Below are 13,399 nucleotides of genomic sequence, written 5' to 3'. Positions count from 1 at the left end.
CCAGGATGACCGCAGTGCACGAATCCGTCCTCGACGCGATCGGCGGGACGCCGCTGTTCCGGCTCGCCCGGCTCGGTGCCGGCCTCGCCGCGCCGGTGTACGCCAAGGCCGAGTTCCTCAACATCGGCGGCAGCGTCAAGGACCGCGCCGCGCTGTCCATGATCCTCGCCGCCGAGCGGGACGGGCTGCTGAAGCCGGGCGGGACGGTCATCGAGGCGACCTCCGGCAACACCGGCATCGGCCTGGCCGTCGTCGGACGGCAGCGCGGGTACCGGGTGATCGCCGGGGTGTCGGACAGGTCGGCCGCCGAGAAGTCGGACATCCTGCGGGCGTACGGCGCGGAGGTGGTGCTCGCCCCGACCGCCCTGCCGCGGGAGAACCCGCGGCACCTGTTCAACGTGGTGCAGCGGCTCGCCGAGGAGATCCCCGGTGCCTGGCTCGCCAACCAGTACGACAACCCGGCCAATCCCGATGCCCATGTCCGGACCACCGGCCCCGAGGTCTGGGAGCAGACCGGCGGCCGGGTGACCCACTTCGTGGCGGGCGTCGGCACCGGCGGCACCGTCACCGGCACCGGCGGGTACCTGAAGCAGGTGTCCGGTGGCACGGTGACCGTCGTCGGCGCGGATCCGGAGTCCTCCTCGTACGGGGGCGGGGACGGCAGCCCCTGGTACGTCGAGAGCATCGGGCACTTCCTGCACCCCGATACGGTCGAGGACCGCTTGCCGCAGGCCTACCGCCCGGAGGTGGTCGACTCCTTCGAGCGGATCCCGGACCGCGAGTCGCTGCTGACGGCGCGCCGGCTCGCCCGGGAGGAGGGCATCCTGGCCGGCCCGTCCTCGGGTGCTGCGGTGGCGGCGGCGCTGCGGGTGGCGCGGCGGCTGGGCCCGGACGACCTGGTGGTCGTGCTGCTGCCGGACTCGGGCCGCTCGTACCTGTCGAAGGTGCACAGCGACGCGTGGATGCGGGAGTGGGGCTTCCTGGAGGAGCCGGGGGAGACCGCGGTGCGGGAGGCGCTGGCGGCGGCCGGCCCGCTGGTGGCGGTGCCCGCCGACGCGACGGTCGGCGGGGCGGTGGAGGCGCTGCGCGACGTGCCGGGCGGCGTGGCCCCGGCGGTGCTGGCGCGGGCGGCGCGCCCGTACGGGGTGAGCGCGACCGAGGTGGTGGGCTCGGTGTCGCGGGAGGTGCTGGTGGCGGCGCTCGCGGACGGCGGCGCGAAGCCGGGCGATCCGCTGGGCGGGCTGCTCGGCCCGGCGCTGCCGACCGTGGGCGTCGGGCAGTCGGCGGCCGAGGCGCGGGCGGCACTGGCGGGCGGGCACCCGGCCGTCCTGGTGCTGGTGGACGGGCGGGTGGCCGGGCTGCTGCCGGGCGGGGCGGTTACGACCTGACGGACCGTCAGGAGTTCTATGTGGGGGCCAGGATGGCGGAGATCACCCGGTCCAGGGTGCGGTCGAAGGCCTTGTCCGGATCGGCCGGTGGGCCGGCGGTGGCGAACGCCTGGGCCAGGTGCGGGAAGTCGCCGCTCGCTGCCGCCTGGCCGAGGTAACCGACCAGCTCCGCCTGCCACTTGGCGCCCGCGGCCGCCGTCTGTTCGTACTGGGCGAACTGGGTGATGAACCCGTTGAACAGCGCCATCGCCTCCATCCGGGCCCCGCCGCCCAGGCCGGTGGGGGCGGTGACGGCCAGGAAGTGGTCGGTGTAGCGCAGCGCGTTGGGGCCCAGGCTGGGGCGGGCCAGCAGCAGTGCGGGCAGCCAGGGGTGGCGGCGGCAGATGCCGAGCTGCTGATGGGCGAGGTCGGCGAGGTCGGCCCGGACGTCGCCGCTCGGCGCGGGTGGCAGTCGGTACTCGCCGGTGACCGCGTCGAGCATCAGGTCGAGCAGGTGCTCCTTCTTCGGCACGTAGTTGTAGAGCGACATGGTGCCCGCGCCGAGCGCCGCCGCGACCCGGCGCATGGAGACCGCGTCCAGGCCCTCGGCGTCGGCGATCCCGATGGCCGCGGCGGCGATCGAGTCACGGCTGTGCGCCGGGCGCGGGCCGCGGCCGGTGCGCTCGGGGCGCAGCCAGATCAGCTCGGGCGCCTCGGGGGGAGTGGGCCTGCCCGGCTGCTGTGGCGCGTCGGGGCTCTTGTGGCTCTCGGAGCCGGTGGGGGGCTTGCTGGACGGCACTGGAAGATCACCTCGCGCTCCCATCTTAGATACGTACGGCGTACGTAGTACGATGGCGTCCGCACGCGCTTCTACGTACGCTGTACCTAGAGAAGGGGCAGAGCCATGTCCGACACCAACCGGCCCGCCATCGAGATGGCGGGCGTGGAGAAACACTTCGGTGCCACCCGGGCCCTGCGCGGCCTCGACCTCAGCGTCCCGGCCGGCACCGTGTGCGGCCTCCTCGGCCCCAACGGCGCCGGCAAGAGCACCGCCGTCCGCGTCCTCGCCACCCTGGTCGCCCCCGACCGGGGCACCGCCCGCGTGGCCGGGCACGACGTCGTCCGCGCCGCCGAGGACGTCCGGCGCTCCATCGGCCTCGCCGGGCAGCACGCGGCCGTCGACGAGGGCATCACCGGCCGCGACAACCTCCACCTGCTCGGCCGGCTGCACCGCCTCGGCGCCCGCCGGGCCCGGGCGCGCGCCGACGAGCTGCTCACCCGCTTCGACCTCGACGAGGCTGCCGACCGGCTGGTGCGCACCTACTCCGGCGGCATGCGGCGGCGCCTCGACCTCATCGCCAGCCTCGTCACCAGCCCGCCCGTGCTCTTCCTGGACGAGCCGACCACCGGGCTCGACCCGCGCAGCCGCCAGGAGATCTGGGACACCGTCAAGGAGCTGGCCGACGACGGCACCACGGTGCTGCTCACCACGCAGTACCTGGAGGAGGCCGACCGGCTCGCCGACGACATCGTGGTCGTCGACCACGGCGCCGCGATCGCCACCGGGCCGCCGGACCGGCTCAAGGCGGCGATCGGCAGCCAGGTCTCCGTCACCCTGGCCGATCCGGTTCAACTCGCCCACACCGCCGTGGTGCTGTCCGCGCTGACCGGGGGTGATGCGCAGGTGGACGTGGCCGAGCGGACCGTCACGGTGCTGACGGCCCCGAGCGTGTCCGTCCTGCTGCCCTCGCTGGTACGGGAGTTGGACGGTGCGGGGGTCGTCGCCGAGGATGTCGCGGTGCGGGCGCCGTCGCTGGACGACGTCTTCCTGGCGCTGACGGACCGGGCGGCCGCGCAGTCCGTCGGGGGTGCGCAGGCCGCCGCGGCCGGGCAGTCCGTCGGGGGTGCGCAGTCGGTCGAGGGTGCGCAGGCCGCCGAGGCCGGGAGGGCCGCCTGATGGCCACCGTCGCGTACCCCGCTCCGCGCCCGTCCAACGTCGCCCGGCTGGTCTCCGACACCTGGACGTCCATGCTGCGTATCCTGCTCAACTACCGTCACTCGCCAGGCCTGTTGGCCGCCTCGCTGGGCGTGCCGGTGATCATGGTGGTGGTCTTCGGATACGTCTTCGGCAGCGCCATGCAGGTGCCGGGCGGCGGTGACTACCGGGAGTTCCTGATGCCCGGACTGTTCGCCATGGTCGCCACCAACGGCGTCATGCCCACCATGGTCGGCGCCGCCCGCGACGTCGGGCGCGGCGTCACCGACCGGCTGCGCTCCATGCCCGTCTCGCGCACCGGTCTGCTGCTCGGACAGACCCTCGCCGACCTGCTGGTCAGCGTGGCCGTCCTGGCCCTGATGGCGCTGGTCGGACTCGCCGCCGGCTGGCGCGCCCGGCACGGACTCGCCGACACCGCAGGGGCGTTCGCGTTGCTGCTGCTCTTCCGGTTCGTGATGACCTGGGTCGGCACGCTGCTCGGCCTCATCGTCGGAGAGGAGGAGGCCGCCGGCCAACTCGCGGTCGCGGTGTTCCCGGTGGCGATGGTCACCAACGCCTACGTGCCGACCCTCGGCATGCCCGGCTGGCTGCGCGCCGTCGCCGACTGGAACCCGATCAGCTCCGTCGTGCAGGCCTGCCGGGAGCTCTTCGGCAACCCCTCGGCGCCCGGCACCGCCTGGCCGATGCAGCACCCCGCGCTCGCCGCGCTGCTCTGGAGCGCGGTGCTGCTCGCGCTCTGCATGCCGCTCGCGGTACGGAAGTTCGCCACCCACGGGCGGTGACCAGGGGGCTCCGGCACGCCTGTGGAATGTACTGGACAGCGGGGCCGGTGTGGTCTTGGGTGGGGCGCCATGGAGTACACCCACCTCGGCCGCACCGGCCTGACCGTCTCCCGCCTCTGCCTCGGCACCATGAACTTCGGCCCGCACACCGAAGAGGCCGACGCCCACCGCCTCATGGACACCGCCCACGAACGCGGCATCAACTTCTTCGACACCGCCAACGCCTACGGCCGTGACAGCGAGGGCAACCTCAAGGGCCGCACCGAGGAGATCATCGGCCGCTGGTTCGCCCAGGGCGGCGGCCGCCGCGAGCGCACCGTCCTCGCCACCAAGGCCTACGCCGACATGGGCGACTGGCCCAACGAGGGCAAGCTCTCCGCGCTGGCCATCCGCCGGGCCGTCGAGGCCAGCCTCCGCCGGCTGCAGACCGACCACATCGACCTCTACCAGATGCACCACATCGACCGGGCCACGCCCTGGGAGGAGATCTGGCAGGCGATGGAGGTCCTGGTCGCCCAGGGCAAGATCATCTATGTCGGCTCCAGCAACTTCGCGGGCTGGCACATCGCCCAGGCCCAGGAGGCCGCCCGCTCCCGCCACTTCCTCGGCCTGGTCAGCGAGCAGTCCCTCTACAACCTGCTCGACCGCACGATCGAGCTGGAGGTCATCCCCGCCCTCCAGCACTACGGCCTCGGCCTCATCCCGTGGTCCCCGCTGCGCAGCGGCCTGCTCGGCGGCGTCCTCCGCAAGGAGCGCGAGGGCACCCGCGGCCGCAGCGCCATGGGGTACGCGAGCGAGCTCCTCACCAAACACCGCGACCGCATCCAGGCCTACGAGGACTTCGCCGACGAACTCGGCACCGACCCCGCCGACCTCGCCCTGGCCTGGCTCCTCTCCCGCCCCGCCGTCACCGCCCCCATCATCGGCCCCCGCACCGCGGCCCAGCTCGACACCGCCCTGGCCGCGCTCGACCTCACGCTCGACCGGAAGACCCTGGACCGCCTCGACGAGCTCTTCCCGGGCCACCAGCCCGCCCCGGAGGACTACGCCTGGTGACCCCCGCGCACCCTGCCGGGGCCCGGTGCGCGTCCGGGCCCCGGCAGGGTGCGAGTGAGGCGGTGGACGGGCGGGCCGGCGGGGTCGGCCGTACGGGGGTGGGTGCCGGTCGGCTGTGGTAGCAAGGCAGGCATGAGGGAGACGCGGGAGCGGGGGGCGTACCACCACGGGGCGTTGCCGGAGGCGCTGGTGGCGGCGGCGTTCGAGGTGCTGGACGAGCAGGGGCAGGAGAAGGTGAGTGTGCGGGAGGTGGCGCGGCGGGCGGGGGTGTCGGCGGGCGCGCCGTTCCGGCACTTCGCCGACCGGCAGGCGTTGTTGACCGCGTTGGCGGACCGCGTGCTGGCGGACTTCGTGCGCTGGCAGGAGGTGCAGGTGGCGGCCGCCGGACCGGACGGGGGGTCGGTGATGCGGGCGACCGGCCTGGGATTCGTCCGCTACGCGGTGCGGCACCCGCGGCGGTTCGAACTGGTGCGCTCGCGGGTGTTCACCGCCTCGCGGGAACCGGAGCTGCGCGAGCAACTGGACGGGATCGACCAGGCGTTGACGGATGTGATCGTCGCGGACCAGGAGGCCGGCCGGCTGCGCCCCGGGGATCCGGCGCTGGTCGGCCTGGCCGGGCAGGCGCTGGTGTACGGGCTGGCGCAGATGATCGTGGACGGCTACCTGCCGGCGGAGAAGGCGGAGGAGCTGGCCGCGCAGGTGCTCGACACCTTCGGCCAGGGTGTCGCCAACCGGCCTGCGCAGTAGTCGATTTGTGGCTGTGGCGAGCATTGACCGGGTCGTCGCGCGCTGATGTAATCGCTGATTACATGGGTTCGGTTCGGTTCGGCTGCGGCGCGGGGAGGCCGGGATGTCCACGGGGTCGACGGGCTCGACTGGCTCGACGGAGGAGACAGGACCGACGCGGAAGACCGCGAAAGCCGCGGCGACCGCGGCGACCGCGGCGACCGGGGCGACCGGAAAGGCCGGGGCCGCTGGATCGGCCGGTTCGCTGTTCGCCAAGCCGCTGCGGGGCTACACCACCGCCGGCGCCACCGGCGACACCGTGGTGCTGCTCATCGGCATGCGGATCAACCGGTTCTGGGCCGTGCACCACTGGGGCCCGGTGATGTTCGCGATGTTCCGGATGCTGTACGAGCTGCGCCGCGGTTCCGAGCGCGGCGCCGAACGCGGGCTCCTCGGCCGCATCCTGCTCACCGCCTCGCCGCGCACCTACTACGTCGTCCAGTACTGGGAGTCGAAGGAGAAGCTGTACGGCTACGCGAGCGCGCCGGACGGCTTCCACCACACCGTGTGGGGCATCGCCAACCGCAAGCTGCGCGAGGGCAAGGCGCGCGGTCACGTCGGGCTCTGGCACGAGACGTACATCGTGCCCGAGGGCGGGTACGAGTCGATCTACTTCGACATGCCGCCCTTCGGCCTGGCCGGGGCCACCGGCGCGCTCCCGGTGGAGCAGCGCGGACGGCACGCGGCGCAGCGGCTGGCCTACCGGTCGAGCGAGACCGGCGGGGCGGGGGACACCGCCGGTGCCGGGAAGCGGCTCGGGGACGCGGCGGTCGGGGACGGCGCGACGGGCGCGTAGGTGGCGGTGGTCGGAGAGTCGGGCGAGTCCGGTCCCATGGCGACCGCCAGGTAGATCCACGGCGCGACGACGATCAGCGCGCCCGCCGCCAGCACGGCCAGTACTCCCAGGACGACCTTCATCGCCGCTGCCTCCCACGTCCTCGGCTGTCCTTGTCCACGACGGGACCCGCGTCCACGGCGGGCCCGTGTCCACGGCGGGGCCACGTCGTGGTCGCGCCGCGACGACGCTACGGAAAGCCGCAGGTCGGACGCCTGAGTACGGGTACTCAAGAGTGTCGTGAGTCGGTCGGTCGGTCCGGCGTGAGAGCGTCGGGGGATGGTGGATCAGGGCAGCGCCGCGAGGCCGGCGCGGGTGGTGCACGAGGTGCCGTACCGGGCGCAGTGGGAGTCGCCCGAGCTCGTGCGGGAGATCGTCGACGGGCGGCTGGACGCGTCCGCGGACCCGCGTTGGGGGCAGTCCGGGGCGGCCGGCCCGGAGGAGTACGCGTGGTGGTCGTGGCGGCTGTGCGGGGTGGCCTGCCTGCGGATGGCGCTGGAGCACTGGTGGGGCGTGACGCCGACCGCGATGGCGCTCGCCGGTGAGTGCGTGGCGGCCGGCGCGTACGTGCGGGACGGCGACAGCCTGCACGGCCTGGTCCACGCACCGTTCGCCGACTACGTCCGGCGGCGGTGGGGACTGGCTGCGCAGGAACGGGAGTTGACGCCCGAGGAGGTGTCGGCCGAGGTGGCCGGCGGGCGGCTGGTGATGGTGTCGGTGCACCCGTCGATCCGGGAGCCGGCCGGGCCGGAGCCGGTGCGGCGCGGCGGGCACCTGGTGCTGGCGGTCGGCGCCACGGACACGGCGCTGCTGATTCACAACCCGTCCGGTTTCCCGGGGGAGTCGCAGGCCTTCGCGCGCGTGCCGTGGCGGTCGTTCGGGGCGTTCTACGCCGGGCGGGGGATCGTGCTGGGGCCGCCCGAGGTCCGCGCGCCGTAGCAGCCCCGCGGGCGGCAGCGGCTCGGCAGGCGGCAGCCGCTCGGCAGACCGAAAGCAAATGCCGACTGCCACGGGCTGCCGACCGCCACGGGCCGGCGGCCGGCCTACACGCTGTCCGGCAGCCCCGCCGGGTTGACCGGCAACTGGCTGCGACACAGCGCCGAAATCGGCTTCAACGCCGCTGCCAGCCGGTCGAGTTCGGCGCGCGGGTAGTCCTCCCACACCCGGGTGGCGGCCAGGTCGGTGGCCGCCTCCAGAGCCTGGTGCCGGATCCGGCCGAGCTCGGTCACCGAGCCCTCCGCCGTCAGCCAGCCGCGTTCGACCAGGCGCCCGGCGGCGGCCTCCCACTCGGCGTCCGTCCACCCGCGCAGCGGCTGGATCATCTCGCGCCGCATGTCCATCGCGCAGCGGACCACCAGGGCCTCGCAGCCGTCCAGCCCGGCCGCCACCAGCGCGGCCACGTGGCCGTCCCCGCGGTGCTCGCGCATCACGGTGGCGGCCTGCCAGAGCCGCTCGTACAGGCCGGTCGGCCGGGGGAGCACGGCGTTGGCGGCGGCCAGCACCCGGCCGGCGCAGTCCAGCCGGGACGCGGCCTGCTCCAGGGTCTCGGCGACCAGCTCGACCTGGTCCGGGTCCACGTGCTCCAGCAGCCGGGCCAGCGTCGCCGCCGAACCCTTCAGCCGCGCCACCAGAGCCTCCTCCGGGCTCGCGTGCGTCCACACCTCCGGCAGGGCGCGCTCGACCATCGCCGGGGAGAAGTTGAAGAACGCGGCGACCACCGGCGCCGCGTCCACCGCGCCGAGCGGGGCCGAGCGGCTCGCGAAGTAGCCGTGCAGGCGGCCGTGCAGCCCGGCCTCCTCGAAGGCGGTGCGCCCCTCGGGCAGGAAGTAGGTGACGGCGTGCACCGGCTCGAAGAGCCACCACAGCGCGCGGGCGGGGTGGACGAGATCGGTCATCGGGAGACCTTCCTCGGACGGAGCTCCGGGTGGGAGCGGGAGCTCGACTGGTCGGGACGGCCCGGCAGGTGCCGTGACGGCCGCTGGCGCGGACCGCACGGGCGGGCGCGTGGACCGCTTCCAGGGCTGATGACCATCGCGGCGGCCCCGGTAACCCCGGGCGGGGTGTGATGACGGTCACGCACGGGAGGCGGTGTGCGGCCGGTGGCCGCGCGGCACGAGATGATGGGGCGAGGTGCCCGTTCCCGGGGCGCCCCAGCCCTCATGTGAAGGTAGTCGGTCATGGCCCAGATCAACCCCAGCATCCTGTCCGCGGACTTCGCCCGGCTCGCCGACGAGGCCGAGGCCGTCCGGGGTTCCGACTGGCTGCACGTGGACGTCATGGACAACCACTTCGTGCCCAACCTGACCCTGGGCGTCCCGATCGTCGAGTCGCTCGCCCGCGCCACCGACATCCCGCTGGACTGCCACCTGATGATCGAGGACCCGGACCGCTGGGCCCCCCAGTACGTCGAGGCCGGCGCCGGTTCCGTCACCTTCCACGTCGAGGCCGCCGCCGCGCCCGTCCGGCTCGCCCGCGAGATCCGTGCCAAGGGCGCCCGGGCGTCGATGGCGCTCAAGCCCGGCACGCCGATCGAGCCGTACGAGGACCTGCTGCCCGAGCTCGACATGGTGCTGATCATGACCGTCGAGCCCGGCTTCGGCGGCCAGGCGTTCCTCGACATCATGCTGCCGAAGATCCGCCGCACCCGGGAGCTGATCGCCAAGCACGACCTGGAGCTGTGGCTGCAGGTGGACGGCGGCGTCGCCGCCGGCACCATCGAGCGCTGCGCCGAGGCCGGCGCGGACGTCTTCGTGGCCGGCTCGGCCGTGTACGGGGCGGAGGACCCGGCGGAGGCGGTCCGCAAGCTGCGGGGGTTCGCCGACAAGGCCTCGGCGGACGCCTGGTGGGCCTGCGCGCACTGAGCCGCCGCAGCTCACGAGGGGCGCCGGGGCACCGGGTCGCCGACCGCCGGATGGCCGGGTGCGGGTGGAGGAACGTCGGACCGTGATGGATGATCGGTGACGACGGACCCCTCTCCGCCCGGCCTCCCTCGTACGGTGGTGGAACCGCGATGAGCAACCTCGACCTCAAGCCAACCCCGACCGCCTGCGGCCGCGAGGCCAGTACCGGGCCGGTGAAGGACCTGCTGACGGCCCGTCAAGTCCCGCTCGGCGGAAGCACGGTGGTGCGACGCCTGCTCCCCAACCTCGGCCGCCGGATGGTCGGCGCCTGGTGCTTCGTCGACCACTACGGACCCGACGACATCGCCGACGAGCCCGGTATGCAGGTCCCGCCGCACCCGCACATGGGCCTGCAGACGGTCAGCTGGCTGCACCAGGGCGAGGTGCTGCACCGCGACAGCCTCGGCAGCCTGCAGACCGTCCGCCCGTACGAACTGGGCCTGATGACCTCCGGCCGGGCGATCTCCCACTCCGAGGAGTCCCCGCGCCCGCACGCCCGCTACCTGCACGGTGCCCAGCTCTGGGTCGCCCTCCCGGAGGCCCGCCGGCACACCGCCCCGGCCTTCGAGCACCACCCGGACCTGCCCGTCGTCACCGCCCCGGGCCTGCGCGCCACCGTCATCCTCGGCACCCTCGACACCGCCACCTCGCCGGGCACCACCCACACCCCCCTCGTCGGCGCCGACCTCGCCCTCGCCGGGGGCGCGGACCTCCGCCTCCCCCTCGTCCCCGACTTCGAGTACGCCGTCCTCGCGATGTCCGGCCACGTCGACGTCGACGGCGTCCCCGTCGAACCCGGCTCCATGCTCTACCTCGGCTGCGGCCGCCCCGACCTCCCCCTCCACGCCCGCACCGACGCCGCCGTCCTCCTCCTCGGCGGGGAACCCTTCGACGAGAAGATCGTCATGTGGTGGAACTTCATCGGCCGCTCCACCGAGGACATCGCCCAGGCTCGCACCGACTGGATGGCCGGCACCCGCTTCGGCGATGTCCACGGCTACGCCGGCGACCGCCTCCCCGCCCCGGAGCTGCCCGCCACGCCTCTCAAGCCCCGTGGCCGCGAGCGCTGACCCTCGTGCCCGCTCGGCCGCCGTCGTGCCGCGGCAGTTGCGACCCCGCTGTTGAAGGAGGAGGAGCCGCGGTCGGTGGGGCCGGTTCGCCCGGTGCGGTTCCGGTGGCCGGGCCAGGGCGGCGGGGTGAACGGGGGTGGGGGTCCTTGTCGCAGAGTTGTGACAGATCGGTACCGGATCTCTTACGGGTTCCTCATGACGTGCACGTAGGGTCCTTGTCCATGGCACAGGAGCGGGCGGGGGCGGGCATGCGGAAGTTCGGGCACGGGTTGCGGCTGATCGGGATCAGTGTGGTCGCGGGTGTGGTGGCGGCGGGGATCGCCCTGCCGGCCGTGGCGGCGGCCGGGCTGGGGGCCCAGTCGGCGGCGGACGACTTCCAGAGCCTGCCCGACGACTTCAAGACGCCGGCGCTGTCGCAGGCCTCGACGATCCTCGACGCCCAGGGCGGCACGATCGCCACCGTGTACGACCGTGACCGCACCGTGGTCCCGGCGGACCAGATATCCCCGCTGGTGAAGACCGCGCTGGTGGACATCGAGGACAACCGCTTCTACGAGCACGGCGCGATCGACCTCAAGGGCGTGCTGCGGGCCCTGGACAAGAACGCCTCCTCCGGCACCACGGCGCAGGGCGCGTCCACGCTGACCCAGCAGTACGTGAAGAACGTGTTCGTCGACGAGGCGGGCGACGACCCGCAGAAGGTCCAGGAGGCGCAGCGGCAGACCGTCGGCCGCAAGATCCAGGAGCTGAAGTACGCGATCAAGCTTGAGGAGACCCTGAGCAAGGACCAGATCCTCACCAACTACCTGAACATCACCTTCTTCGGGGAGAAGGCCTACGGCATCGAGTCGGCCGCGCGGCGCTACTTCGGCGTGCACGCCAAGGACCTCACCCTGCCGCAGGCCGCGATGCTGGCCGGTCTGGAGCAGTCGCCCACCAACTACGACCCGGTGGTCAACCCGACCGCGGCCAAGGACCGGCGGGACACGGTGCTCCGGAAGATGGCCGAGTACGGGCACATCACCAAGGAGCAGGCGCAGCAGGCGATCGCGACTCCGCTGGGGCTCAACGTCCAGGCGCCGCAGCAGGGTTGCATCCTGGCCAAGCAGGGCGAGGGCTTCTTCTGCGACTACGTGCGCAAGGTGGTGCTCACCGACCCGGCGTTCGGGAAGTCGGCGGCCGAGCGGCAGGCGGTGTGGAAGCGCGGGGGGCTGCAGATCCACACCACGCTCGATCCCAAGGCGCAGGCGGCGCTGTACACCTCGGTCACCGGGCACGTGAACGCCGGGGACCAGGCGGCGACCGCGATGAGCATCGTCGAGCCGGGCACCGGCAAGATCCTCGCGATGGGGCAGAGCCGTCCGTACGGCGTCGACGACAAGCAGCACCAGACCCAGATCAACTACAACGCCACCAAGGCCATGGGCGGCGGGCTGGGCTTCCCGACCGGTTCGACGTTCAAGCCGATCGTCGCGGCGGCGGCCCTGGAGAACGGCCTGACGCCGGCCCAGAGCTACACCACCGACTACAGCATCCCGTGGCCGGCGATGAAGGACTGCTCGGGCGCGAAGTTCCCGTCGTCCGGGCAGGTGCACAACGACAGCCCGACCCTCACCGGCCAGTTCACCATGAAGACGGCCATGGCGCAGTCGGTCAACACCTACTTCGCGAAGCTGGAGGCCGACACCGGGCTCTGCAACGTCGCGCAGATGACCAACAAGCTCGGCATCACCGAGCAGGCGGGCGGCGAGAAGCTCCAGGTGGTGCCGTCGATGACGCTCGGCAGCAACGACCTGACCCCGCTGGCGATGGCGGGCGTCTACGCGGCCTTCGCCGCCCACGGCACCTACTGCGCGCCGACCGCGCTCACCTCGGTGACCGGCCCCGACGGCAAGCAGCTGGCGGTGCCGCAGGCGAACTGCTCGTCCGTGATGTCCGCCGACACCGCGGACACCGTCACCGCGATGCTCAAGGGCGTCGTGGACGACGGCACCGGGAAGATGGCCGGCCTCACCGGCCGCGACAGCGCGGGCAAGACCGGCACCACCAACGAGAGCCGCCAGGTCTGGTTCGTCGGCTACACCCCGGAGATGGCCGGCGCCACCGTCGTCAGCGACACCGACAACCCGAAGCCGCTGGACGGCCAGAAGATCGGCGGCAAGGTGATCGACCAGGCCTTCGGCGGCACCCTGGCGGGCCCGATCTGGCGCGACGCGATGGACGGCGCCCTGGACGGCACCCGGGCCGGCACCTTCCCCTCGGTCCAGCTGCCGTAACGGTCCGTCATTCCGGCGAAGGCCGTCGACCCACTCGACCCCACGGGGCGGGTGGGTCGACGGCCTTCGCCGTTCTGCCGCCGTACCTCACTGAACAGCGCGGATGGCGCCGGTAGAGGTGCGAGCACCGAAAGGACACACACGCCCACAAGCCGCCCGGACATCGAGTCGATGGCGTCGGTTCTCCGCGGCGGTCACTGACGGTCGTGGCGGGTGCGGATCCGCAAACCTTTCCGCGGCGTGACCTTCCCCACGTGGGGATGGGCAGTTCGTCCGCCTTTAATCGGACTGATCCACTCCGGATGATGTGCCAGCAGGGCGGGATTTCTCA

The 13,399-nt window shown here is 73.2% G+C and carries 12 protein-coding genes; 10 read left to right on the top strand and 2 right to left on the bottom strand.

From position 1 onward, the window contains the following. The first annotated feature begins 5 nt into the window (after positions 1 to 5). Complete coding sequence (locus tag ABT048_RS11725) at positions 6 to 1,388, top strand: pyridoxal-phosphate dependent enzyme (protein ID WP_350521185.1); 1,383 nt, start codon at positions 6 to 8, stop codon at positions 1,386 to 1,388. Between the two features lie 16 nt (positions 1,389 to 1,404). On the opposite strand, the gene ABT048_RS11720 is transcribed toward ABT048_RS11725, so the two are convergent. Then, complete coding sequence (locus tag ABT048_RS11720; RefSeq protein WP_350521184.1) at positions 1,405 to 2,166, bottom strand: TetR/AcrR family transcriptional regulator; 762 nt, start codon at positions 2,164 to 2,166, stop codon at positions 1,405 to 1,407. 105 nt (positions 2,167 to 2,271) lie between these two features. Here ABT048_RS11720 and ABT048_RS11715 point away from each other — a divergent pair, with 105 nt between their 5' ends. The 6 genes from ABT048_RS11715 to ABT048_RS11690 all read left to right on the top strand — a co-directional run bounded on the left by ABT048_RS11715 (position 2,272) and on the right by ABT048_RS11690 (position 7,761). After that, the gene (locus ABT048_RS11715; protein WP_350521183.1) at positions 2,272 to 3,324 is read left to right on the top strand and encodes an ATP-binding cassette domain-containing protein; all 1,053 of its coding nucleotides are present in this window, start codon (positions 2,272 to 2,274) and stop codon (positions 3,322 to 3,324) included. Next, positions 3,324 to 4,145 (top strand): ABC transporter permease, encoded by an 822-nt coding sequence (locus ABT048_RS11710; protein WP_350521182.1) that lies wholly within the window; start codon positions 3,324 to 3,326, stop codon positions 4,143 to 4,145. The genes ABT048_RS11715 and ABT048_RS11710 overlap by 1 nt, the downstream gene beginning before the upstream one ends. Before the next feature lie 69 nt (positions 4,146 to 4,214). Continuing rightward, positions 4,215 to 5,201, top strand: coding sequence for an aldo/keto reductase (locus ABT048_RS11705; RefSeq protein ID WP_350521181.1), 987 nt, complete (start codon positions 4,215 to 4,217; stop codon positions 5,199 to 5,201). Between the two features lie 132 nt (positions 5,202 to 5,333). Beyond that, positions 5,334 to 5,948, top strand: coding sequence for a TetR/AcrR family transcriptional regulator (locus ABT048_RS11700; protein ID WP_350521180.1), 615 nt, complete (start codon positions 5,334 to 5,336; stop codon positions 5,946 to 5,948). Between the two features lie 244 nt (positions 5,949 to 6,192). Next, complete coding sequence (locus tag ABT048_RS11695; protein ID WP_350521303.1) at positions 6,193 to 6,783, top strand: DUF4188 domain-containing protein; 591 nt, start codon at positions 6,193 to 6,195, stop codon at positions 6,781 to 6,783. A gap of 318 nt (positions 6,784 to 7,101) precedes the next feature. Continuing rightward, the gene (locus ABT048_RS11690) at positions 7,102 to 7,761 is read left to right on the top strand and encodes a C39 family peptidase (protein ID WP_350521179.1); all 660 of its coding nucleotides are present in this window, start codon (positions 7,102 to 7,104) and stop codon (positions 7,759 to 7,761) included. A 104-nt stretch (positions 7,762 to 7,865) separates the two neighbouring features. Here ABT048_RS11690 and ABT048_RS11685 read toward each other — a convergent pair whose 3' ends face one another. Further along, entirely contained in the window at positions 7,866 to 8,717 is an 852-nt protein-coding gene (locus ABT048_RS11685) for an SCO6745 family protein (protein ID WP_350521178.1), read from the bottom strand. Positions 8,718 to 8,999: 282 nt separating this feature from the next. Here ABT048_RS11685 and rpe point away from each other — a divergent pair, with 282 nt between their 5' ends. The 3 genes from rpe (at position 9,000) to ABT048_RS11670 (ending at position 13,068) form a co-directional block, all read left to right on the top strand. Then, positions 9,000 to 9,683 carry a ribulose-phosphate 3-epimerase gene (gene rpe, locus ABT048_RS11680; protein ID WP_350521177.1) on the top strand — a complete coding sequence of 228 codons (684 nt, stop codon included), beginning with the start codon at positions 9,000 to 9,002 and terminating at the stop codon, positions 9,681 to 9,683. 149 nt (positions 9,684 to 9,832) lie between these two features. Next, positions 9,833 to 10,792, top strand: a complete 960-nt coding sequence (locus tag ABT048_RS11675; RefSeq protein WP_350521176.1) for a pirin family protein — start codon at positions 9,833 to 9,835, stop codon at positions 10,790 to 10,792. 221 nt (positions 10,793 to 11,013) lie between these two features. Further along, entirely contained in the window at positions 11,014 to 13,068 is a 2,055-nt protein-coding gene (locus tag ABT048_RS11670) for a transglycosylase domain-containing protein (RefSeq protein ID WP_350521175.1), read from the top strand. Positions 13,069 to 13,399: the final 331 nt, after the last annotated feature.

It is taken from the genome of Kitasatospora sp. NPDC096140 (genome assembly GCF_040303045.1).
Classification (GTDB): domain Bacteria; phylum Actinomycetota; class Actinomycetes; order Streptomycetales; family Streptomycetaceae; genus Kitasatospora.
Note: the sequence above shows the minus strand (reverse complement) of the source record. Positions and strands in the feature narration are given on the sequence as shown.

What these genes read in the sequence shown, in the direction of transcription:
- ABT048_RS11725 (WP_350521185.1), top strand. Translation starts at nt 6, where the DNA reads ATGACCGCAGTGCACGAATCCGTCCTCGACGCGATCGGCGGGACGCCG.
- ABT048_RS11715 (WP_350521183.1), top strand. Translation starts at nt 2,272, where the DNA reads ATGTCCGACACCAACCGGCCCGCCATCGAGATGGCGGGCGTGGAGAAA.
- ABT048_RS11710 (WP_350521182.1), top strand. Translation starts at nt 3,324, where the DNA reads ATGGCCACCGTCGCGTACCCCGCTCCGCGCCCGTCCAACGTCGCCCGG.
- ABT048_RS11705 (WP_350521181.1), top strand. Translation starts at nt 4,215, where the DNA reads ATGGAGTACACCCACCTCGGCCGCACCGGCCTGACCGTCTCCCGCCTC.
- ABT048_RS11700 (WP_350521180.1), top strand. Translation starts at nt 5,334, where the DNA reads ATGAGGGAGACGCGGGAGCGGGGGGCGTACCACCACGGGGCGTTGCCG.
- ABT048_RS11690 (WP_350521179.1), top strand. Translation starts at nt 7,102, where the DNA reads ATGGTGGATCAGGGCAGCGCCGCGAGGCCGGCGCGGGTGGTGCACGAG.
- ABT048_RS11685 (WP_350521178.1), bottom strand. Translation starts at nt 8,717, where the DNA reads ATGACCGATCTCGTCCACCCCGCCCGCGCGCTGTGGTGGCTCTTCGAG.
- rpe (WP_350521177.1), top strand. Translation starts at nt 9,000, where the DNA reads ATGGCCCAGATCAACCCCAGCATCCTGTCCGCGGACTTCGCCCGGCTC.
- ABT048_RS11675 (WP_350521176.1), top strand. Translation starts at nt 9,833, where the DNA reads ATGAGCAACCTCGACCTCAAGCCAACCCCGACCGCCTGCGGCCGCGAG.
- ABT048_RS11670 (WP_350521175.1), top strand. Translation starts at nt 11,014, where the DNA reads ATGGCACAGGAGCGGGCGGGGGCGGGCATGCGGAAGTTCGGGCACGGG.